Source organism: Pandoraea thiooxydans, assembly GCF_001931675.1.
Lineage (GTDB): Bacteria > Pseudomonadota > Gammaproteobacteria > Burkholderiales > Burkholderiaceae > Pandoraea > Pandoraea thiooxydans.
The window spans coordinates 4,421,809-4,443,290 of record NZ_CP014839.1; the positions used below are offsets into that span (position 1 = coordinate 4,421,809).

Annotated in this window: 20 protein-coding genes; 6 read left to right on the plus strand and 14 right to left on the minus strand. The window is 65.1% G+C overall.

The window, feature by feature from the left end; translation table 11 throughout:
* The 3 genes from PATSB16_RS20545 to PATSB16_RS20555 are packed head-to-tail and all read right to left on the minus strand — an operon-like array spanning position 1 to position 5,305.
* Positions 1-3,201: an efflux RND transporter permease subunit gene (locus PATSB16_RS20545; protein WP_047215820.1), complete on the minus strand. Its 3,201-nt coding sequence runs from the start codon at positions 3,199-3,201 to the stop codon at positions 1-3.
* A gap of 25 nt (positions 3,202-3,226) precedes the next feature.
* The gene (locus PATSB16_RS20550; protein WP_047215821.1) at positions 3,227-4,426 is read right to left on the minus strand and encodes an efflux RND transporter periplasmic adaptor subunit; all 1,200 of its coding nucleotides are present in this window, start codon (positions 4,424-4,426) and stop codon (positions 3,227-3,229) included.
* A gap of 18 nt (positions 4,427-4,444) precedes the next feature.
* On the minus strand, positions 4,445-5,305 hold the full coding sequence (locus PATSB16_RS20555; protein WP_047215822.1) for an alpha/beta hydrolase: 861 nt from the start codon (positions 5,303-5,305) through the stop codon (positions 4,445-4,447).
* A gap of 143 nt (positions 5,306-5,448) precedes the next feature.
* Here PATSB16_RS20555 and PATSB16_RS20560 point away from each other — a divergent pair, with 143 nt between their 5' ends.
* A complete protein-coding gene (locus tag PATSB16_RS20560) occupies positions 5,449-6,462 on the plus strand; it encodes a LysR family transcriptional regulator (RefSeq protein WP_047215823.1) in 1,014 nt (337 codons plus the stop codon).
* A gap of 42 nt (positions 6,463-6,504) precedes the next feature.
* Here PATSB16_RS20560 and PATSB16_RS20565 read toward each other — a convergent pair whose 3' ends face one another.
* Positions 6,505-7,707, minus strand: coding sequence for an ammonium transporter (locus PATSB16_RS20565; protein WP_047215824.1), 1,203 nt, complete (start codon positions 7,705-7,707; stop codon positions 6,505-6,507).
* A 380-nt stretch (positions 7,708-8,087) separates the two neighbouring features.
* Between PATSB16_RS20565 and PATSB16_RS21220 the strand changes: the two genes are divergently transcribed.
* A complete protein-coding gene (locus PATSB16_RS21220) occupies positions 8,088-8,210 on the plus strand; it encodes a hypothetical protein (protein WP_257786661.1) in 123 nt (40 codons plus the stop codon).
* Between the two features lie 73 nt (positions 8,211-8,283).
* Here the strand turns inward: PATSB16_RS21220 and PATSB16_RS20570 are convergent, their stop codons facing one another.
* The 8 genes from PATSB16_RS20570 to hemA all read right to left on the minus strand — a co-directional run bounded on the left by PATSB16_RS20570 (position 8,284) and on the right by hemA (position 15,588).
* The gene (locus tag PATSB16_RS20570) at positions 8,284-9,945 is read right to left on the minus strand and encodes an Nramp family divalent metal transporter (RefSeq protein WP_047215825.1); all 1,662 of its coding nucleotides are present in this window, start codon (positions 9,943-9,945) and stop codon (positions 8,284-8,286) included.
* 496 nt (positions 9,946-10,441) lie between these two features.
* Positions 10,442-10,762, minus strand: coding sequence for a hypothetical protein (locus PATSB16_RS20575; RefSeq protein ID WP_047215826.1), 321 nt, complete (start codon positions 10,760-10,762; stop codon positions 10,442-10,444).
* 239 nt (positions 10,763-11,001) lie between these two features.
* Positions 11,002-11,280, minus strand: a complete 279-nt coding sequence (locus PATSB16_RS20580; RefSeq protein WP_047215827.1) for a hypothetical protein — start codon at positions 11,278-11,280, stop codon at positions 11,002-11,004.
* 82 nt (positions 11,281-11,362) lie between these two features.
* Positions 11,363-11,992, minus strand: coding sequence for a UbiX family flavin prenyltransferase (locus PATSB16_RS20585; protein ID WP_269466312.1), 630 nt, complete (start codon positions 11,990-11,992; stop codon positions 11,363-11,365).
* Positions 11,993-12,001: 9 nt separating this feature from the next.
* Positions 12,002-12,313, minus strand: a complete 312-nt coding sequence (grxD, locus tag PATSB16_RS20590; RefSeq protein WP_047215828.1) for a Grx4 family monothiol glutaredoxin — start codon at positions 12,311-12,313, stop codon at positions 12,002-12,004.
* Between the two features lie 33 nt (positions 12,314-12,346).
* Entirely contained in the window at positions 12,347-13,216 is an 870-nt protein-coding gene (gene prmC / locus PATSB16_RS20595) for a peptide chain release factor N(5)-glutamine methyltransferase (protein ID WP_047215829.1), read from the minus strand.
* Complete coding sequence (prfA, locus tag PATSB16_RS20600; RefSeq protein WP_047215830.1) at positions 13,213-14,298, minus strand: peptide chain release factor 1; 1,086 nt, start codon at positions 14,296-14,298, stop codon at positions 13,213-13,215. The genes prmC and prfA overlap by 4 nt, the downstream gene beginning before the upstream one ends.
* Complete coding sequence (hemA, locus tag PATSB16_RS20605; RefSeq protein WP_047215831.1) at positions 14,299-15,588, minus strand: glutamyl-tRNA reductase; 1,290 nt, start codon at positions 15,586-15,588, stop codon at positions 14,299-14,301.
* Positions 15,589-15,896: 308 nt separating this feature from the next.
* Here hemA and PATSB16_RS20610 point away from each other — a divergent pair, with 308 nt between their 5' ends.
* Both PATSB16_RS20610 and PATSB16_RS20615 read left to right on the plus strand, forming a co-directional pair.
* Positions 15,897-16,148: a GlsB/YeaQ/YmgE family stress response membrane protein gene (locus tag PATSB16_RS20610; protein WP_418303877.1), complete on the plus strand. Its 252-nt coding sequence runs from the start codon at positions 15,897-15,899 to the stop codon at positions 16,146-16,148.
* A 42-nt stretch (positions 16,149-16,190) separates the two neighbouring features.
* Positions 16,191-16,433, plus strand: a complete 243-nt coding sequence (locus PATSB16_RS20615; protein WP_047215832.1) for a GlsB/YeaQ/YmgE family stress response membrane protein — start codon at positions 16,191-16,193, stop codon at positions 16,431-16,433.
* 28 nt (positions 16,434-16,461) lie between these two features.
* On the opposite strand, the gene ettA is transcribed toward PATSB16_RS20615, so the two are convergent.
* Entirely contained in the window at positions 16,462-18,129 is a 1,668-nt protein-coding gene (gene ettA / locus PATSB16_RS20620) for an energy-dependent translational throttle protein EttA (protein WP_047215833.1), read from the minus strand.
* A 134-nt stretch (positions 18,130-18,263) separates the two neighbouring features.
* Positions 18,264-19,358, minus strand: a complete 1,095-nt coding sequence (ychF, locus tag PATSB16_RS20625) for a redox-regulated ATPase YchF (protein WP_047215834.1) — start codon at positions 19,356-19,358, stop codon at positions 18,264-18,266.
* Positions 19,359-19,494: 136 nt separating this feature from the next.
* Here ychF and PATSB16_RS20630 point away from each other — a divergent pair, with 136 nt between their 5' ends.
* Together PATSB16_RS20630 and PATSB16_RS20635 are read left to right on the plus strand one after the other, a co-directional pair.
* Positions 19,495-20,664, plus strand: a complete 1,170-nt coding sequence (locus PATSB16_RS20630) for a UbiH/UbiF family hydroxylase (protein ID WP_047215835.1) — start codon at positions 19,495-19,497, stop codon at positions 20,662-20,664.
* 39 nt (positions 20,665-20,703) lie between these two features.
* The gene (locus tag PATSB16_RS20635) at positions 20,704-21,459 is read left to right on the plus strand and encodes a DsbC family protein (RefSeq protein WP_047215836.1); all 756 of its coding nucleotides are present in this window, start codon (positions 20,704-20,706) and stop codon (positions 21,457-21,459) included.
* Positions 21,460-21,482: the final 23 nt, after the last annotated feature.

Below are 21,482 nucleotides of genomic sequence, written 5' to 3' on the forward strand. Positions count from 1 at the left end.
TCATCCTTGGAGTTCGGTGTCGGGCGTCTGGTCGGCGCACAACGGGGCGTCGTGCGGCGCGGCCGCGTGCAGCCGGCGCCTGTTGAGCGTGCGCAGCACGACATAGAACACGGGTGTCAGGAACAGCCCGAACAGCGTCACGCCCAGCATGCCGAAGAACACCGCCACCCCCATCGCATGGCGCATTTCCGAGCCCGCGCCGGTCGAGCTCACCAGGGGGACGACCCCCATGATGAAGGCGATCGAGGTCATCAGAATCGGCCGCAACCGCAGCCGGCTTGCTTCGATGGCCGCCTGCAGCGCGCTGCGTCCCTGCATTTCGAGCTCGCGTGCGAATTCGACGATCAGGATGGCGTTCTTCGAGGCCAGTCCGACCAGCACCATCAGGCCGATCTGCGTGAAGATGTTGTTGTCGCCGCGCGTGAGCCACACGCCAGTCAGCGCTGCCAACAGACTCATCGGCACGATCAGGATCACCGCCAGCGGCAAGGTCAGGCTTTCATAGAGGGCGGCCAGCACCAGGAACACCAGCAGCACGCTGATCGGGAACACCCACAGCGCCGAGTTGCCGGCCAGAATCTGCTGATAGGTCAAGTCGGTCCACTCGTAGCCGATGCCGCGCGGCAGCGTTTGTGCCGCGATGCGCTCGATGGCCGCCTGCGCCTGGCCCGACGAGTAGCCGGGCGCCGGCCCGCCGTTGATGTCGGCCGCGGTGTAGCCGTTATAGCGAACCACCATTTCGGGGCCGAAGGTCGGACTCACGGTGACCAGCGAGGAGAGCGGCACCATGTCGCCGGCGGCGTTGCGCGTCTTCAGTTGCAGAATGTCGTCGGCATGGGCGCGATACGGCGCGTCGGCTTGCACGCGTACCTGATAGACGCGGCCGAAGCGATTGAAATCGTTCACGTAGAGCGAGCCCAGGTAAATCTGCATGGTGTCGAAGACATCGGTGACCTTTACGCCCAGTTGCTTGGCCTTGACGCGATCGAGGTCGACGTTCAGTTGCGGCACGTTGATCTGATAGCTGGAGAAGGTCGGCCCGAGTTCGGGCGCGGCGCGCGCGGCCTTGAGGAATTTCTGCGTGGCCGCCTCGAGCGCGCTATAGCCGAGCGCGCCGCGATCCTCGAGCTGCAGCTTGAAGCCGCCCATGGTTCCCAGCCCCATCACCGGCGGCGGCGGAAACACGGCGATGAACGAGTCCTTGATACTGGCGTACTTCTGGTTGAGCGCCGCGGCAATCGCGCCGGCCGAGAGATTTTTCGCGCGACGCTGGTCGAACGGCTTGAGCGTGACGAATACGATGCCCGCGCTCGAGCTGTTGGTGAAGCCGTTGATCGACAGCCCGGGGAAGGCCACCGCATCTTCGACGCCGGGCTGCTTGAGCGAGATGGCGGTCATGCGGCGAATCACGTCCTCGGTGCGATCGAGCGAGGCGCCCGGCGGCAGTTGCGCGAAGCTAATCAGGTACTGCTTGTCCTGCGCGGGTACGAAGCCGCCCGGCACGATCCGCGCGACCAGCACCGCCAGCGCGAGCAGTACGAGATAGACCCCCATCATGCCGGCTTTGCGCGAGATCACGCCGGCCACGCCGGTGGCGTAACCGTGCGAGGCGCGTCCGAAGAGGCGGTTGAAGCGTGCGAAGAAGCCGCCGAACAGCCGGTTCATCACCCGCGTGAGCCGATCGGGCGGGGCGTCGTGGGGTTTGAGCAGCAGCGCCGAGAGCGCTGGCGAGAGCGTGAGCGAATTGAACGCCGAGATCACCGTCGAGATGGCGATGGTCATCGCGAACTGCTTGTAGAACTGCCCGGTCAGGCCGCTCATGAAGGCCAGCGGCACGAACACCGCGATCAGGGTGAGCGCAATGGCGATGATCGGCCCGCTGACTTCGCGCATTGCCCGGTAGGTCGCGTCGCGTGGCGACAGGCCCGCGGCGATGTTGCGCTCGACGTTCTCGACCACCACGATGGCGTCGTCGACCACGATGCCGATCGCCAGCACCATGCCGAACAGCGACAGCGCATTGATCGAGAAGCCGAACATCAGCAGCAGCGAGAAGGTGCCGATGATCGACACCGGCACGGCCAGCAGCGGAATGATGGAGGCGCGCCAGGTCTGCAGGAACACGATCACCACCAGCACCACCAGCGCGATGGCCTCGAGCAGCGTGTGCACGACCGCCTCGATACTGGCGCGCACGAACTGGGTCGGGTCATAGACGATGCGGTACTGCACGTCGGCCGGAAAATCGCGGCTCAGATCCTTCATGGCCGCGCGCACCTGGTCGGAGATGGCCAGCGCATTGGCGCCGGGCGACTGCATGATCGCCAGCGCCACCGCCGGCTTGTTGTTCAGCAGCGAGCGCAGCCCATACTCGGAGGCGCCCAGCTCAATGCGCGCGACGTCCGAGAGCCGGGTAACCGAGCCGTCGGGCGAGGCCTTGAGAATGATGTTGCCGAACTGCGCGGCGGTCTTCAGCCGCCCGCGCGCATTGACCGACAGTTGCAGCGGCACGTCCGGCGAACTGGGCGAGGCGCCGATCACGCCGGCGGCCACCTGCACGTTTTGCTCGCGGATCGCGTTGACCACGTCGGTGGCGGTCAAGCCCCGTTGCGCGACCTTGTTCGGATCCAGCCATACGCGCATGGCGTAGTCGCCCGAGCCCCACACCTGCACCTGGCCGACGCCGGGAATCCGCTCGAGCCGGTCCTTCACGTTGAGTACCGCGTAGTTGCGCAGGTACGTCATGCCGTAGCGGTTGTTGGGCGAAATCAGGTGCACCACCATGGTCAGCGTGGGCGAGCTCTTGATGGTGGTCACGCCCAGCCGCTGGACCTCCTCGGGCAGGCGCGGCAGCGCTTGCGACACACGGTTCTGCACCAGCTGCTGCGCCTTGTCGGGATCGACGCCGAGCTTGAAATTGACCGTCAGCGCGAGATTGCCGTCGCTATTGGCCTGCGACTGCATATACAGCATGTTCTCGACGCCATTGATCGACTCCTCCAATGGCGCGGCGACCGTCTCGGCGATCACCTTCGGGTTGGCGCCCGGATACTGCGCATGCACCACGACCGACGGCGGCACGACTTCGGGATATTCCGAAATCGGCAATTGAAACACGGCAAGCACGCCGGCCAGCAAGATCAGCACGGACAGCACGCCCGCGAAGATCGGCCGGTCGATGAAGAATTTGGAAATATTCATAGTGTTTCCTGTGAACTGGCTGGGCTCAGCCCTGTGCGGCCTGGGCCGCCTCGGCAGCGGCCAGCGCCGCGTCGGAGGCCATCGGTACCACGTGCGGCGCGACCGCGTCGCCGGGGCGCACGCGCTGCAGGCCGTTGACGACGATGCGTTCGCCCGGCTTCAGGCCATGGGTGATTACGCGCAGACCATCCTGGACGGCGCCGAGCGTGACTTCGCGATACTCGGCGTGCGAATGCGCGTCGAGCACCAGCACGAATTTCTTGTTCTGATCGGTGCCGATCGCCTGCTCGCTGACCAGCACGGCAGGGTGGGGCTGGCTGCCGGCCAGGCGAATGCGGGCATACAGACCCGGAATCAGCGCGCCGTCCGGATTGTTGAACACGGCCCGCACGCGGATCGTGCCGGAGGCCGTGTCGAGATGGTTGTCGATCGATTGCACCTCGCCCTTGCGCGGATAGCCGTGCTCATCGGCCAGGCCCAGGTAGACCGGGACGTCGCGACCGTGGTCGACGCCGGCATGGGCGATGAACTTGAGATAGCTTTGCTCGTCGACGTCGAAGCTTGCATAGATCGGCGAGACCGAGACCAGTGTGGTGAGCGGCGCGGACGCGGCACCGGCGGCCACCACGTTGCCTGCGGTGATGGCCGCGCGCGAGACGCGCCCGGCAAACGGGGCGACGATGCGCGTATAGCCCAGATTCAGGCGTGCCACCGCGAGCGCGGCCTGTGCCGCCTGCAGGTTGGCGGCGGCTTCGCGCGCGGCGTTCTGCTTTTCATCGAAGTCGCGCCTGGCGATCGCATTATCGGCCAGCAGCCGCTGCGCGCGGGCCAGATCCGAGGCCGTGTAGGCCGCCCGTGCCCGCGCCGCGCTCAATTGCGCCTCGGCCTGATCGACGCGGGCCTGATAGGGCCGCGGGTCGATCGTGAACAGCAACTGGCCTTTCTTGACCAGACTGCCGTCCTTGAAATGCACGGCCATCAGCGTCCCGGACACCTGGGGGCGTATCTCGACGCGATCGACCGCCTGCAGCCGGCCCGAGTAATCCTGCCAGTCGGTGATGGTGCGGCTGACCACGGCGGCGACGTCGACCTGAGCGGGCGCCGGCGCGCTCGACAGGGTGCGCGGCACGTTGGCATTGACACGGATGGCGGCCAGGCCGCCGGCGAGCGCCACCACCAGCGTGGCGGCGACGAACAGAACAAGACGTTTGCGAGACAGTGACATGTGGAATCCCCTGGATGGTTAACCGAGATTTGGCGTGCGCAAGGCGCGCGGGCGGCGAGTGCGTGGCGCCAGCCGGCGGCCGAGGAATTCGGCCGCTTCGGCCAGCGCCGGCGTGTGGGTGGGCAACTGCGCGTGGGTCAGATCGGCGTGACGGGTGACCTGGGTCGGCACGCCTGCGGCGATCAGCGCGGCCGCGTATTTTTCCGCTTCGACGTGCAGCACATCGCATTGCGCCGTGGCGATCAGGGCCGGCGGCAGGCCGTGCAGGCGCAGCGATTCGAGCGGTGCGGCATACGGATGCACGCGCTGGTCGGCGCGGGGCAGATACTGCCGATAGCACAGCGCGCATGCCTGCGCGGTGATGTCCGAGTGCAACCGGGCGGCGTCGCCCAGGCGGGTCATGCTCGGGTCGAGCATCGGGCCGAGCAATACCTGCGCGGCGAATTCGACGCTGTGGCGGTCGCGTGCAATCAGCGTCAGGCAGGTCGCCAGGTTGCCGCCGGCGTCGTCCCCGGCCACGGCCAGGCGTGTCGGATCGCCGCCAAAATCGTGCGCATGCGCGGCAATCCATACGGCGGCGGCATGGCTGTCTTCCGGCGCCGCGGGAAAGGGGGCGGCCGGGGCCAGAGAATAGCCGGCCGATACCACCAGCGCGGGACAGTGCGCGGCAATGAAGCGGGCCGGCGTGTCGGCGTCGTCTAGCGAGCCCGAAGTGAAGCCGCCGCCATGAAAATACAGCACCACCGGCAGCGCCGCGGCGTCATCTGGCCGATACAGCCGCACCCGTATGGCGCCGGCATAGCCGTCGATCGTGCGTTCTTCGATGAGCAGCGCGGCAAGCCGGGATACCGCTGCGAGGGGGGGACGGTGCGTCTTCATGAAGCCGATCGGGGTTGCCCGATGCCGAGTTCGAGTGAAACGGATTGTGATCGTTACGCGTTGCCGGATAAACGCCTATAATCCGGCAACAATAGTCGGCAAAAACGAACAATCTCGCGCCGTCATTTCCTTGGGAGAGAGTCATGGACCGCTTTCAGGCGATGCAAGTATTTACCCGCGTGGTGGACGCCAACAGTTTTACCAAGGCGGCCGACACGCTCGAGCTGCCGCGCACCACGGTGACCACGATCGTCCAGAATCTGGAGAAAATGCTCGGCGTGCGGCTGCTCAATCGCACCACCCGGCGCTTGAGCCTGACGCCGGACGGCGCCGCCTATTACGAGCGCTGCCTGCGCATCCTGGCCGACGTCGAGGAGGCCGAGGCAGCGTTTCTCGATACCGCGCGGCGCCCGCGCGGCCGGTTGCGCATCGACGTGCCGGGTTCGATCGGGCGGCTGATCCTGATTCCGACGCTATGCGAGTTTCACCTGCGCTACCCCGAGATCGAGCTGGCGATCGGACTGGGCGACAAGCCGGTCGACCTGGTGCAGGAAGCGGTCGATTGCGTGATCCGGGTCGGCGAATTGCGCGACTCGACGCTGGTGGCGCGCCGCATCGGTACGTTCGAGGGTGTGACCTGCGCGGCGCCCGGCTATCTGGAGCGTCATGGCGAACCGCGCAGCCTGGAGGATCTCGACCAGCACGTCGCGGTGCAGTATTTCTCCAGCCGCACCGGCCGCATCATCGATTGGGATTTCATCGTCGACGGCAAGCCGCTGGCGGTGAAGATGAACGGCACGGTATCGGTCAACGACGCCGACGCCTATGTCGCTTGCGGCCTGCAGGGGTTCGGGCTGATTCAGCCGGCGCGCTACATGGTGCGCAATTATCTGGAGTCCGGCGAATTGCGCGAGGTGCTGCCCGATTGCCGTCCGGCGCCGATGCCGATTTCGATTGTGTATCCGCACAACCGCCATCTGTCGCCCAAGGTGCGGGCGTTCGTGGACTGGGTGGCCGAGCTGTTCGAGCGCTGTCCGCTGCTCAGCGGCCGACAGGGCGAGCACGCCGGCGTCTGCGAATTTGCCGGGTCCGAGCCGCGCCCCACGCCGGCCGGGCTGGCGCCCGAACGTGCCGCCGAGTGCGAGTGCGTGTTGTGAGGCGAGCCCCCGCGACGGCGGGGGCATGGCGTCGCTGGCCTCTTACCAGCTGGTTTCGCGTTCCGGCGTCGCCGTGATGTTGTGGATCGAGATGTCGGCGCCGTTGAATTCCTGCTCTTCGCTCAGGCGCAGGCCCATCGTGGCCTTGAGCACGCCATAGACCACCAGGCCGCCGGCAAACGCGATTGCCACGCCCAGCGCGGTGCCGAGCAACTGAGACATCAGACTGACCCCGCCGATGCCGCCCAGCCAGGTTTGGCCGAACAGGCCGGCGGCAATACCGCCCCACACGCCGCACAGGCCGTGCAGGGGCCACACGCCGAGCACGTCGTCGATCTTCCAGCGGTTTTGGGTCAGGGTGAACAGCCACAGGAACAGCGCGCCTGCGATCGCGCCGACGATCAGTGCACCAAACGGGTGCATCAAGTCGGAGCCGGCGCACACCGCGACCAGGCCGGCCAGCGGCCCGTTGTGAATGAAGCCCGGGTCGTCCTTGCCGAGCAGCATGGCGGCGAGCGTGCCGCCGACCATCGCCATCAGCGAATTGACGGCCACCAGGCCCGAGATACCGCCGACCCGTTGCGCACTCATCACGTTAAAGCCGAACCAGCCGACGATCAGAATCCACGCGCCCAGCGCCAGGAACGGAATCGACGACGGCGGATGCGCGGCCACGTGACCGTCGCGGTGATACCGGCCGCGCCGCGCGCCGAGCATCAGCACGGCCGCCAGACCGATCCAGCCGCCCACGGCATGAACCACGACCGAGCCGGCGAAGTCATGGAACGGCGCGCCGAACATCTTCGTGAACCAGGCCTGCACGCCAAAATGGCCGTTCCAGGCGATACCCTCGAAAAACGGATAGACGATGCCGACCAGGAAGAAGGTCGCGACCGACTGCGGGTGAAATTTGGCGCGCTCGGCGATGCCGCCCGAGACGATGGCCGGAATCGCCGCGGCGAAGGTCAGCAGGAAAAAGAAGCGCACCAGTTCATAGCCGTGGTGTGCCGAGAGGGCACTCGCGCCGCTCCAGAAATTCACGCCATAAGCCAGCGGATAGCCGATGAACGCATAGGCCACCGCCGATACGGCAAAGTCGGTAAGGATCTTGACCAACGCGTTGACCTGGTTTTTCTTGCGGACCGTGCCGAGCTCCAGAAAGGCAAAACCGGCGTGCATGGCGAGCACCATGGTGGCGCCCAATAAAAGGAAAAGAACGTCGTATGCGGGGCTGTTCGAGGGCATGAATGCTCACTTTTGGTGCAAATTGAAGTGAATGATATTGCAAGCAAAAAGAATGCCTGTATTTTTATGTAATTGATTTAATTGAGTTCTCTGTTTTGCGCGTCGCTGACACGCCGCTATTTGGTGAATCCAGCGCGCTATTTTGGCGCATTTGCCGCCTGAACCCCAGTGCGGGTTGCCGTGCCGGGCGGCATGCACGGGTTCGGTGCGTTGCCTTGGGGCGGACGCATGCGTTAGATCTGCTTACATGCCTTACAAAACGGCGCTATCTCCCAAGCCGGTTGCTTGGTTATAACGGGGTTAACGGCCGATACGGCGCGAGCGGATTGTCCGCCGCGCGTGTCGCGCGTCGCCTGACTGAATTTTTTTCGGGAGTCGTTATGAGATATCTGATTGCCGCGGTTTTGCTGCTGACGCTGGGCGGCTGCGTCGTGGTTCCCGCCGGCTCTTATTACTATCCGTATGGCGGCGGTTACCATCATTACCATGATGATGACGATTGACCGTGTTGCCGGCTCGCTCCAGCGGCCGATCCGCGCCAGGCGCGGATCGGCCGGAAAACGCCGGGGGGCGGCGCTATCTGAGCAATGTGAGCTCGATTACCTTGACGATCACCAGCCCGACGGCGATCACGAGGTATCCGCGCAGCACGCCCATCCACAGGCGGTTGGCCAGCGACAGCCGGGGCGCCGGCAGTTGGTCGAGCGGCGGCATGCGCCAGGTGGCGCGCAGCGATTCGATGTCCTGTGCCGGCATACTTGCTTCGTCATCCGAGGCATCTGCGCCGGAGCGCAGCTTGCGCAGCGCCATTGTGCCCGCGTAGCCGGCCAGCGCCAGCACGGTGCCCCCGACCAGGATGCCGATGATCGCCTGGCCCGAAATGTCCGGAAACAGCACCGAGGCGGTCAGGATGATCGACAGCATCACCAGTACCCAGACGACCGCGCCGGTGAACAGGTTGAGTCCCCGGGAGTTGACCCACGGCCCGAGCACGGCCTTGTCGTTGCAAAGCAGCAGCAGGAACACCGTGGCGCTGGGCAGCAATACGCCGGCCAGAGTCTGCACCGCTTCGGTCAACAGCCCCAGCGGCGAGCCTGGAATCAGCACGATCACCGCAGCCAGCGCGACGACGGCGAAATAGATCACATAAAAACCCTTGGCGTCACCGACGCCGCGATGCAGCGAATGGCGGATCGAGAAGACATCGCCGATCGCATAAGCCGTCGACAGCGACACGGCCGCCGCGCCGATGATGCAGGCATCGATCAGCGCGATCGCGAACAGGATCGCGGGTGTGCGCCCGACGTATTTGTCGAGCCCGCTGAGGATGCCGCCGGCGTCGGTGAATTGCCCGAATTCCGGCCGGCCGTGGAACAGCTCGGCGGCGAACGCCATCATCGCGATGCTGCCGATCATCACCAGGCCGATACCGATCCAGAGGTCGGCTTTCTCGTATTTGATGAAGCGCGGCGTGATGCGCTTATCGACGATGTAGCTTTGCTGGAAGAACAGTTGCCAGGGCGCGACGGTGGTGCCGACGATGCCGATCACCAGCAGCATGACGTCGCTGAGCTTGGAGCCGACCGGCCAGCTCGGCACCACGAAGTCTCGTGCGATTTGTCCGACCGGCGGGTGTACGGCAACCAGCACCGGGATCAGCAGCAGGCTGGCAAACACCAGCACCATCGCAAAGCGCTCGAAACGCCTGAAACTCCCCGTACTGACGGCTGCCATCGTTAATACCGCGGCGATACTCACGCCCCATAACTTCGGGACGCCAAGAAAGTCAAAGGCAAAAGTGATGCCGATGAACTCAGTGACAATCGTCAATGCGTTGAGGATAAACAGGTCGATGACGCTGAAGGCGCCCCAGAACTTGCCGAAGCGTTCGAAAATCAGGCGGGCGTGACCGACGCCGGTAACCGCGCCCAGGCGCAGCACCATCTCCTGGTTGACGTACAGCACGGGAATCAGCAGCGCCAGGGTCCATAGCAGCGTCGTGCCGTAGTTCTGACCCGCTTGCGTGTAGGTGGCGAAGGCGCCCGCATCGTTGTCGCCCACCATGACGATCAGGCCGGGGCCGAGGATCGCCAGCAGGGTGCGAAATCGCGCCTGCCAGTCGCGGCGCGGCGCGGTGTCGTGATGCGCGATGGTGCCGAAAGCTCCTTTGATGTCGCCCAGATGAGCTTCGTCGAGTACCGCGCTGCGTGGCGGTAGAACGTTGGCGGGTGGTGTCATGGTGTTTCTCCGTGGTCAGGCAAAAGTAGGTTCCAGTCCGATAGACGTGGAAATACAAACGCTGGCCGCCGCATGCGCGCGGGGACCGGCGGGCCCACGCGTGCATGCGCGATCCGAACGCACGATGCGCGGCAGTGCAGGGTATACGGCGATACCCTGGCGCTGCTGCGCGTCAAAACAGGTGCACGGGAGATACTGCGAAACTGCAGCGCGCACCGTCTGCCCAGTGGCAAGACGGTGGCTAGGGGAAGCTAGCGGGGAGTCTTGCCAGTCAGGCAGTCAAACCGATCGAAGATCGACAACTACTACTGTCCAAGGTATTTGTCCCTATCGTGAAAACGAGCGAATTTTATGCGGCGCCCATCTTTTTAGTCAATCACATTGATGCAATTCCGGCAACCTTTTTATCGGCTGTTGCGCTGCCGCATCACACTGGCCGTTGAGCCGTATGGCCCGGCCGTCGGTGTGGCGCGGCAGCCTGCCGCGCCAGCGGTGCTCAATGCCTGTCATGCCCGCGGCCGTGCCAGCCACGGTCATGACGCCAGTGATCATGATCGCGCCAATCCCGATCGTGCCAGTCGCGGTCATGCCAATCGCGGTCATGCCAATCGCGGTCGCCACCATACCAGCCGGAGGTCACTACCACGGGCGGCGGTGCGTACACGGGCGCCGGACGATAGTAGACCGGAGGAGGCGGAGCCACGTATACCGGCAGCGGAACGCCGATGGAAATGCCAATGTCGGTGTGCGCCATCGCGGCACCGGATGCGGCCAACGCGATCAGGCCCGAAGCAAGCAATATCAATGGTCGTTTCATGTTTTTTCCTTGTCGCGGCAACGCCGAGGCGGCGTTGTCATATGGTTCCATTGTACGAACGGACCCTGCGCAGAGGTGAAACCAGGGTTCCAAAGATGTAACAATCGGTTAAGGGGCAATTTCGGGATCGTGCCGGCGCGGCGGCGTGGCCCCGCTATCTGGCTGTGGTGGTGCTGGGGACGCCTGACCGTGTTGGTCGATATGGCAACGACTGTGAAGCTTGCCCGGTGCATGGCTTGCTACGGGCGCGGTTCATGGCCCCGATACGCATGTTCGCGCGCAACATGCCGATGATGGTGCGGCATCGGATGCGCGGCGGGCGAGCCGCGGTGTCCGTGAGGTCCGCGACGCAGGGCCTGGCTGCGCGAAGCGACCGGCTGCGGGCGCCGCATCATGCTCAGGGCGAAATCCTGGTTGGCCTGCAGCAGCGATCTCAGGGCACCGCGCCAGGGCAAGCTCAGCAGGGCGCTGGCGATCAACAGGCAAAGCGTGAGGTCGAAAATAGCGATCTGCGACATTGCATCCTCCGTCCCGAGACAGACCGACCGATGGCCGGGGCCATTTCACTATAGGCGATGACGCTGCCGGTGAGCCGCCGAATTACGAGGCTGCCGCGTCTTCCCGGCCGGCGGCCAGGCCGGCCCAGGCGGGCGCCTGCGGCGGCGCCAGCTGGAACATGTCGAGCACGCGAGCGACCGTATGATCGATCATGTCGTCAAGCGTGGCAGGTCGATGATAGAACGCCGGCAAGGGCGGGAAAACGATGCCGCCCATTTCGGTGACGGCCGTCATGTTGCGCAGATGAGCCAGATTGAATGGCGTCTCGCGCACCATCAGCACCAGGCGGCGACGCTCCTTGAGGGTGACGTCGGCGGCGCGGGCGATCAGATTGTCCGACAGGCCGTGGGCGATGCTGGCCAGGGTTTTCATCGAGCATGGCGCGACCACCATGCCATGCGTGGCGAACGAGCCACTGGCGATGGTGGCGCCGACCTCGCGCACGCTGTGGGTGACGTCGGCCAGGGCCTGCACTTCGGCCTTGCCCAGTCCCAGTTCCTGGTGCAGGGTTTGCCACCCGGCGCTCGACACCATCAGGTGGCTCTGCACGTCGGTGTGGCGGCGCAATTGCTGCAGCAGCCGTACCCCATACACGGCACCGGTCGCGCCGGTGATGGCGACGATCAGCCGGCGTGGCGTCGCGGCTGTCGATGCGTCGTTGGGGATCGTCACGAAGCCGGGTCAGGCAGCGCCGAGGACTTGCTGCAGTTCGCCGCTTTGGTACATCTCCATCATGATGTCCGAGCCGCCGATGAATTCGCCGTTCACGTAGAGCTGCGGAATCGTCGGCCAGTTGGCGAATTCCTTGATGCCATGGCGGATTTCTTCGTCCTGCAGCACGTCGACCGTGAGGAAGTCGGTCACGTTGCATGCCTTGAGGATTTGAATCGCGCGCCCGGAAAACCCGCACATCGGAAACTGGGCGTTGCCCTTCATGAAGAGCACTACCGGGCTGCCGGTGACGATTTGCTGGATGCGTTCCTGAGTATTCATGATGTCGGCCTGTGAGGAAATTTAATGGTCATTCTAGCGAATTTCGGTCTTGCGCGCCGACGCCAGGCGAGCGCCGCTGACCCGTTCGATGCCCGCCAGATCGCGGGCGGAAAAGACATCGGTAAAACCGGCCCGGTGCAACAGGTCGCGCACCGCCCCGGCCTGGTCGTAGCCGTGCTCGCACAATAGCCAGCCGGCCTCGGCCAAATGGGTGGGCGCTCCGTTGACGATGGTGCGCAACGCGCTCAGGCCGTCGTGGCCGTCGGTCAGCGCGTGCGTCGGTTCGTGGCGCAGATCGCCGGCACTCAGATGCGGGTCGCCGGCGCGAATGTAGGGCGGATTGGCGACGATGACATCGAAGGCCGGCTGGTCGGTCAGCGCGCCGTACCAGTCGCTCTCGAGCAGCGTGAGCGCTAGGCCCAGCCGCTGCGCATTGGCGCGCGCCACCGCCAGCGCCGCGCCGGAACGGTCGATTGCGGTTACCTGCGCGCTCGGGCAGGCATGAGCGATGGCCAGCGCGATCGCGCCGCTGCCGGTGCCCAGATCGAGCACGCGCGGGGCATCGGTGCGCAGCTCGCGACAGCGCGCGAGCGCGAGTTCGACCAGCAATTCGGTCTCGGGCCGCGGAATCAGCACATCGGGCGTGACGATCAAGCTCAAGCCATAGAATTCGCGTTGCCCGGTCAGGTAGGCGATCGGCTCGCCGCCCAGGCGGCGCGCCTCGAGTTGCCGGAAGGCCGCCACAGCCGCTGCCGGCAAGGCGTCGCGATCGCGCGTGATCAATTGCGTGCGGGTCCAGCCGAGCGCGTGGCCGAGCAGGATGCGCGCCTCGAGCGCCGGCAGCGGCGAGTCTTGCAGCAGCGCCGCCACGGTGGCCGCTGGCGGGCCGGCGCGAACGTTCATGCGTCGGACTCGCCCAGCGAGGCCAACAGTTCGGCCTGGTGTTCGGTGATCAGCGCGTTGATCAGTTCGTCCAGATCGCCGTCCATGATCGCATCGAGCTTGTAGAGCGTCAGATTGATGCGATGGTCGGTCATGCGGCCTTGCGGAAAGTTGTAGGTGCGAATGCGCTCGGAGCGATCGCCCGAGCCGATCAGGCTCTTGCGCGTGGCCGCTTCCTTGGCCTGCTGCGCGCGTACCTGGGCGTCCTTGATGCGCGCGGCCAGGACCTTCAGCGCCTGGTCCTTGTTGCGGTGCTGCGAGCGGTCGTCCTGGCATTCGACCACGATGCCGGTGGGCAAGTGGGTAATGCGTACCGCGGAATCGGTCTTGTTGATGTGCTGGCCGCCGGCCCCGGAGGCGCGGAAGGTGTCGATGCGGATATCCGCCGGATTGATCTGCACGTCGCTGACGTCGTCGGCTTCGGGCATGACCGCGACGGTGCAGGCCGACGTATGAATGCGGCCCTGGGTTTCGGTGGCCGGTACGCGCTGCACGCGATGGCCGCCCGATTCGAATTTCAGGCGCGAGTAGGCGCCCTGGCCGACCAGCCGCACGATGACTTCCTTGTAGCCGCCCAGGTCTGACGGGCTCGACGAGACGATTTCGATCTGCCAGCGCTGGCGCTCGGCATAGCGCGAGTACATGCGCAGCAGGTCGCCGGCGAACAGCGCGCTTTCGTCGCCGCCGGTGCCGGCCCGGATTTCGAGAAAGATGTTGCGGTCGTCGTTGGGGTCGCGCGGCAGCAGCATTTTTTGAAGTTCGGCCTCGAGTTCAGCCATGCGCTTGCGCGCGGTCTCGATCTCTTCCTCGGCGAACGCCCGCATCTCCGGGTCCGCCGCGAGATCCTGGGCGGCCAGCACATCGTCGCTTGCCTGGCGGTAAAGGCCGTACTGTTCGACCACCGGCGACAATTCCGCATGCTCGCGAGTCAGCTTGCGATAGTTGTCGAGATTGTCGGTGATGTCGCTTTGGCTCAATAGCGCATTGAGCTCGGTCAGTCGTGCACTCAACTGATCGAGCTTGGCTTGCATGCTCGCTTTCATTTATTTGTCGGCAGTTCCCGAATGATGGAAAAGGTCGGGAATGAGTTGAACGATGCGCTCGCGTTGCTCGCCGCGCGCATAGTTGAGCGCATGGGTCGGGCCATGCAGGAATTTCTTGGTCAGTGCCTGGGACAGCGCCTCGAGGACGGCGGCGGGGTCGTCGCCGCGTGCCAGCATGCGCTGGGCGCGCTCCAGTTCGGTTTGCCGCAGCCGCTCGGCCTGGCCGTGCAGGTCGCGGATGATCGGCACGACGCTGCGCGCGTCGAGCCACTGCATGAAATGCTGCACGCGGGTTTCGATGATCGCCTCGGCCTGGGCCACGGCGGCCTGGCGCAGCGCATGGCCTTCCCGCACGATATTGCCGAGATCGTCGACGGTGTAAAGAAATACGTCGTCCAGGCGGCTGACCTCGGCCTCGATGTCGCGCGGCACGGCCAGGTCGACCATGAACATCGGGCTGTGCTTGCGTGCCTTGACGGCGCGCTCGACCGCACCGAGCCCGATGATCGGCAGGGTGCTCGCCGTGCACGACACGACGATATCGAATTCATGCAGGCGCGCAGGCAACTCGGACAGCTTGATCGCCGTGCCGCCAAAGCGCTCGGCCAGCCGCTCGCCGCGCTCGGCGGTGCGGTTGGCGATGAACAGGGCCTTCGGGTGCTGCGCGGCGAAATGCGTGGCGCACAGCTCGATCATCTCGCCCGCGCCGATGAAAAGAATGCGCTGCGTGCTGATGCTCTCGAAAATGCGCTGCGCCAGCCGGACCGCGGCGGCGGCCATCGATACCGAATGCACGCCGATCTCGGTCTGCCCGCGCACCTCTTTGGCGACTGCGAAGGTGCGCTGGAACAGCTGGTTCAGGTAGGTGCCCAGCGCGCCCGCCTCGGCGGCGCTGCGCACGGCATCTTTCAGTTGGCCGAGTATTTGCGTCTCGCCAAGCACCATCGAGTCCAGGCCGCTGGCCACGCGAAACGCGTGCCGCACGGCATCGGATTGCGGCAGCGCGTAAATATGGGGCGCCAGTTCGCTGGCCGGGATGTTGTGGAAACGCGCCAGCCACTCGACGGTGCTCTCGCGCGCCGCGGCGTTATTGGTCGCGCAGTAGATTTCGGTGCGGTTGCAGGTCGAGAGAATCGCCGCTTCCGGCGTCATGGCGGTGCTGCCGTTGGCGCGCCACAGCGATTTGAGGGTTTCCAGCGCCGGCTGCAACTGCTCAAGCGAAAACGCCACCCGTTCGCGCAGTGCGACCGGGGCGGTGTGATGGTTGATGCCGAGTGTAAGCAGTTGCATGTTCGATGAGCGGGGGCAACCGTTCATTATATCTCGTTGCTGGTCTTCCTGGCGGCGCGTGCGGGGCAAGGATTTTCCTCGTTAACAGCGAAAATTCTGTGGTTTGAATCCGCTTCTGACACGATTTTGCGACTTTTTTGACGATTTTGCACAGGGCCGCATTGGCCGCCTCGCCGGCGTCTGGCCGTGCAACGTTCTGTAACGATTTTCCGGCATCCGGCCCGGCAAAGCTGGCTATACTCGCGGCGAGAGTGGCGCCGGCTGCAAGCCGGCGCCACGCCGGGCAACTCAGCCGCACAGGAGGCATCATGGGCGTCGTCGGCACGATCTTTGTCGGACTGGTGGTGGGCATCGTGGCGCGCGCGCTGCACCCCGGGCGGCAGAGCATGGGCGTCATCATGACGATCGTGCTCGGCATCGCCGGCTCGCTGCTGGCCAAATACGTCGGCCAGATGCTGCATTTCTATCAGGCAGGCCAATCGGCCGGCTGGATCGCTTCGATTCTGGGGGCCATCGTCCTGCTGGTGATTTACGGCGCCGTGGCGCGCCGCGCGAGTTGAGCCGTCGGGCTCGAATTGACAGCTTATCTTACGGGAGACCGCATGCACGGCATTATCGTTCTGTTGCTGATCGGGTTGGTGGCGGGCTGGCTGGCCAGCCTGGTAGTGGGTGGGGCCTACGGCTTGATCGGTGACATGGTGGTCGGCGTGATCGGCGCGTTCCTGGGCGGCTGGATTTTGCGCCATGCCGGCGTCTCGGTGGGCTACGGCACGCTGGGGCGCATCATTACCGCCACCATCGGCGCGATCGTGCTGCTCGCGGTATTGCGGCTGGCGCGGCGCTGACGCCGCGCCGCGCAGCCGGTGCCGCGCCCTAACGCGCGATGGGCCGGTAGCGGATACGCTTGGGTTTGGCCGCTTCCTCGCCGAGCCGTTGCCGCTTGTCGGCCTCGTATTCCTGGTAGTTGCCGTTGAAGAAGGTGACCTGGGAGTCGCCTTCGAAGGCCAGGATGTGCGTGGCGATGCGGTCGAGAAACCAGCGGTCGTGCGAGATGACCATCACGCAACCGGCAAATTCGAGCAGCGCGTCTTCGAGCGCGCGCAGGGTTTCCACGTCGAGATCGTTGGACGGTTCGTCCAGCAGCAGCACGTTGCCGCCGGCGATCAGCGTCTTGGCCAGATGCAGCCGGCCGCGCTCGCCGCCCGACAGATTGCCGACGAGCTTTTGCTGGTCGCCGCCCTTGAAGTTGAAGCGCCCCAGATAGGCGCGCGAGGGTGTCTCGAAGCGGCCCACGGTCAGCACGTCGGCGCCGCCGGAAATTTCCTCGAAGACAGTCTTGTCTGCCTGCAGCGCGTCACGGCTCTGGTCGACATAGGCCAGCTTGACGGTGGGCCCGAGCGTGACGGTGCCCGAATCGGGCTGCTCGCGGCCGGTCAGCATGCGGAACAGCGTCGATTTACCGGCGCCGTTCGGGCCGATGATGCCGACGATCGCGCCCGGCGGCACGCTGAAGCTGAGGTTGTCGATCAGCAGGCGGTCGCCATAACCCTTGCTGACGTTCTCGAACTCGACCACCTTGTCGCCCAGGCGCTCGGCCACCGGAATGAAGATTTCCTGCGTTTCGTTGCGCTTTTGGTATTCCTGCGAATTCAGCTCGTCGAAGCGCGCCAGACGGGCCTTCGACTTGGCCTGCCGGCCCTTGGGATTCTGGCGCACCCACTCCAGTTCTTTCTGGATGGTCTTTTGCCGCGCCGATTCCGAGGCTTCTTCCTGCTTGAGGCGTTCTTCCTTCTGCTCCAGCCAGCTCGAATAATTGCCCTTCCAGGGGATGCCGTGGCCCCGGTCTAGCTCGAGAATCCACTCGGCGGCATTGTCGAGAAAGTAGCGATCGTGAGTGACCGCGACGACCGTGCCGGCAAAGCGCGTGAGGAATTGTTCGAGCCATTCGACCGATTCCGCGTCGAGGTGGTTGGTGGGCTCGTCGAGCAGCAGCATATCGGGCTTGGACAGCAGCAACTGGCACAGGGCCACGCGGCGTTTTTCGCCGCCCGAGAGGTTGCCGATGATGGCATCCCACGACGGCAGGCGCAGCGCGTCGGCGGCCACCTCGAGTTGCTGCTCGGCGCTGTTGCCGCCGCTGGCGGCGATGATCGCCTCGTATTTGGCCTGTGCCGCGGCCAGCGCGTCGAAATCGGCGTCGGGCTCGGCGTAGGCCGCGTAAATCTCGTCGAGCTTCTGCTGTGCCTCGAATACCTCGCCCAGGCCTTGCTCGACGGCCTGGCGCACGGTGTGCGCCGGGTCGAGCTTCGGCTCTTGCGGCAGGTAGCCGATATTCAGATTGGGCATCGGCGTGGCCTCGCCTTCGATTTCAGTGTCGACGCCGGCCATGATCTTGAGCAGCGTGGACTTGCCCGAGCCGTTCAGGCCCAGCACGCCGATCTTGGCGCCGGGGAAAAACGACAGCGAAATGTCTTTGAGGATATGGCGCTTGGGCGGCACGATCTTGCCGACCCGGTTCATTGTGAAGACGTACTGTGCCATGGGCGGTTTAGCCTGAAGTGCTGAAAATGGGAGGTGTGGGCGAAGTGTAGCAAACACAAGGCCGCCGCGACGGCGCGGCGCGCATGCGAGGGCGAGCCCGCGCGGTCGGCCTGGACCGCGCGCTCAGGGGTGGATCAGACGTTGAACAGGAAATTCATGACGTCGCCGTCGTGGACGACGTATTCCTTGCCTTCGGCGCGCATCTTGCCGGCTTCCTTGGCGCCTTGTTCGCCCTTGTAGGCGATGAAGTCGTCGAAGGCGATGGTTTGCGCGCGAATGAAGCCGCGTTCGAAGTCGGTGTGGATTACTCCGGCGGCTTGCGGCGCGGTGGCGCCGATCGGGATGGTCCAGGCGCGCACTTCCTTGACGCCGGCGGTGAAGTAGGTCTGCAGGCCGAGCAATTTGAAACCGGCGCGAATCACGCGGTCCAGGCCGGGCTCTTCCATGCCCATGTCGGCCAGGAAGACTTCCTTGTCGGCGTCGTCGAGGTCGGCGATCTCGGCCTCGATGGCCGCGCAAATGGCGACCACCGGCGCGTTCTCGGCGGCCGCGTAGGCGCGCACGGCGTCCAGGTGCGGGTTGTTCTCGAAGCCGTCGTCCTTGACGTTGGCCACGTACATGGTCGGCTTTTCGGTGATCAGGCAGAACGGCTTGAGCAGCGCCTTTTCTTCCGGCTCGAGCTTGAGCGCGCGTACCGGCTTGGCTTCGTTGAGCACCGGCAGCACTTTTTCGAGCACGGCGACCAGCCGTTGGGCCTCTTTGTCGTTACCGGAGCGGGCAGCCTTGGTGTAGCGTTGCAGCGCTTTTTCGACGGTGGCCAGATCGGCCAGCGCCAGTTCGGTGTTGATGACTTCGATGTCGGACAGCGGGTCGACCTTGTTGGCGACGTGGATCACGTTCGGATCCTCGAAGCAGCGCACGACGTGCGTGATGGCATCGGTCTCGCGAATATTCGCCAGGAATTGGTTGCCCAGGCCCTCGCCCTTGGAGGCGCCCGCCACCAGGCCGGCGATGTCGACGAACTCGACGGTGGCCGGCACGACACGCTCGGGTTTGACGATCTCGGCCAGCGCCTTGAGACGGGGGTCCGGTACCTCCACCACGCCGACGTTGGGCTCGATGGTGCAGAACGGATAGTTTTCGGCGGAGATGCCGGCTTTGGTCAAGGCATTGAAAAGGGTCGATTTGCCGACGTTGGGCAAGCCGACGATGCCGCATTGGAGGCTCATGGCGCGAACAGTGCAGAGGAAAACCGCTATTGTACTGGAGCGATCCTGGCGCGGCTGCGCGTGCCGGGCGCATAAGCGGCGATGCCCAGGGCTATAATGCCCTGAGTCTGAGATCTTGCGCCCATGCGCGCTGTGTATGTCCAATTCCAATTCATTCGATGTGATCGTCGTCGGCGGCGGGCTGGTCGGCAAGTCGACCGCGCTGCTGCTGGCGCAGGCGCGCCTGAAGGTGGCCTTGTTGGCGCGGCCGGCCGCCGCGCCGGCCGATGCGTGGGACGCGCGCATTTACTCCCTGTCGGCCAGTTCGCAAACCTTGCTCGAGCGCATGCGCGTGTGGCAGGCGCTGGATGCGGCCCGGGTCAATCCGGTGTACGACATGGAGGTGTTTGGCGACGCGCGCGGCGCCCTGCATTTTTCCGCCTATCAGGCGGCGGTGCCCCAGCTCGCGTGGATTGCCGAATCGTCCAATGTCGAGCGGGCGCTGGATGCGGCGTTGCGCTTCGCGCCGCAAATACATGTGTTCGATGCGCGCGGCGCGGCGCTCGCGGTGTCGGCCGAACGCGCGGCGTTGCAGCTCGACGACGGTGCGACGCTGCACGCGGCGCTGGTGGTCGGGGCCGATGGCGCGCACTCGTGGGTTCGCGAACAGGCCGGCATCGCCGTGCAGCGGCGCGATTACCGGCAGGTCGGGGTGGTTGCCAATTTTCGGGCCGAACGGGCGCATCGCGATACCGCGTATCAATGGTTTCGCGATGGCGAAATCATTGCGCTGCTGCCGTTGCCGCAGCAGCATGTGTCGCTGGTCTGGTCGGCCTTTGCAGACCATGCCGACGAACTGCTCGCGCTGCCGCCGGCGGCATTGGCCGCCGAGGTGACGCGCGTCAGCGGCGATGCCGGGTTGGGCGAGTTGACCTGCGTGTCGGCGAGCGCGCAAGGATTTCCGCTCGCGCTGAGCGAGGCCGACCGGCTCATCTCGCCGCGCATCGCGCTGGTGGGCGACGCCGCGCATACCGTGCATCCGTTGGCCGGCCAGGGCATGAACCTCGGCCTGCGCGACGTGACGGTGCTGGGCGAGGTGCTGGCCGCGCGCGAGGGGTTTCGCGACTGCGGCGACTTCACGGTGCTGCGCCGCTACGAGCGCGCGCGTCGCGAGGACATTCGCCGCATGGCGCTCACCTGTGACGGCCTGCAGCGGCTGTTTGCGTTGCCGGGTCCGGTGATGCAGCGGCTGCGCAATACCGGCCTGGACTGGGTCAACGCAACGCCGTTTCTCAAGAAATTCCTGGTTGGCCGCGCGCTTGGGTGAGCGCGGCCGGCCTTTCTCAACGCCAAGGGGCTGATCGGTATGTTTGAACGAAATCGCACGTACACGCGTGTCGCGCATGTTTTTGGCGCGCTTTTCCTGAGCTGCGCGGCGCTGGCGGCAACCGTGCCGGCGCACGCCGACGCAACGCTGGATCGGGTCAAGGCGGCGGTGCAAAAGAGCCTGGGCGCTGATGCGCAGGTCAAGGCGGTGGAAAAGACGCCGCTGCCGGGTATCTATGAGATCGATCTCGGCACCCAGATCGTGTACAGCGATGCGCAAGGGCACTATATGCTGGTGGGCGATCTGGTCGACGCGCACACCCGGCATAGCCTGACGCAGGCGCGCCTGGCGGAGCTCAACAAGATCGATTTCAATACCTTGCCGCTGAACGACGCGATCAAGTACGTCAAGGGTGACGGCAGCCGCAAGATCGCCGTGTTCGCCGACCCGAACTGCCCCTATTGCAAGCGCTTCGAGGAGGCGCTCAAGAGCAGCAGCGTCACTAACGTAACGGTGTACACCTTCCTGTTCCCGGTGCTGGCGCCCGACTCGGCGACCAAGTCGAAGGCGATCTGGTGCGCGCCTGATCGATTGAAGGCATGGCACGCCTGGATGCTCGATCAACAGTTGCCCGCACAGGCCGGCAATTGCAGCACGCCGCTCGAACAGAACCTGGCGCTCGGGCGTCGGCTCAACGTGACCGGCACGCCGACGATCTTTCTGACCGATGGCCGCCGCTTGCCGGGCGCCCTGACGGCAACCCAATTGGCCCAGGTGCTGGGAACCGGCAAGTAAGCCGGCGGATGCCGAAACAATAA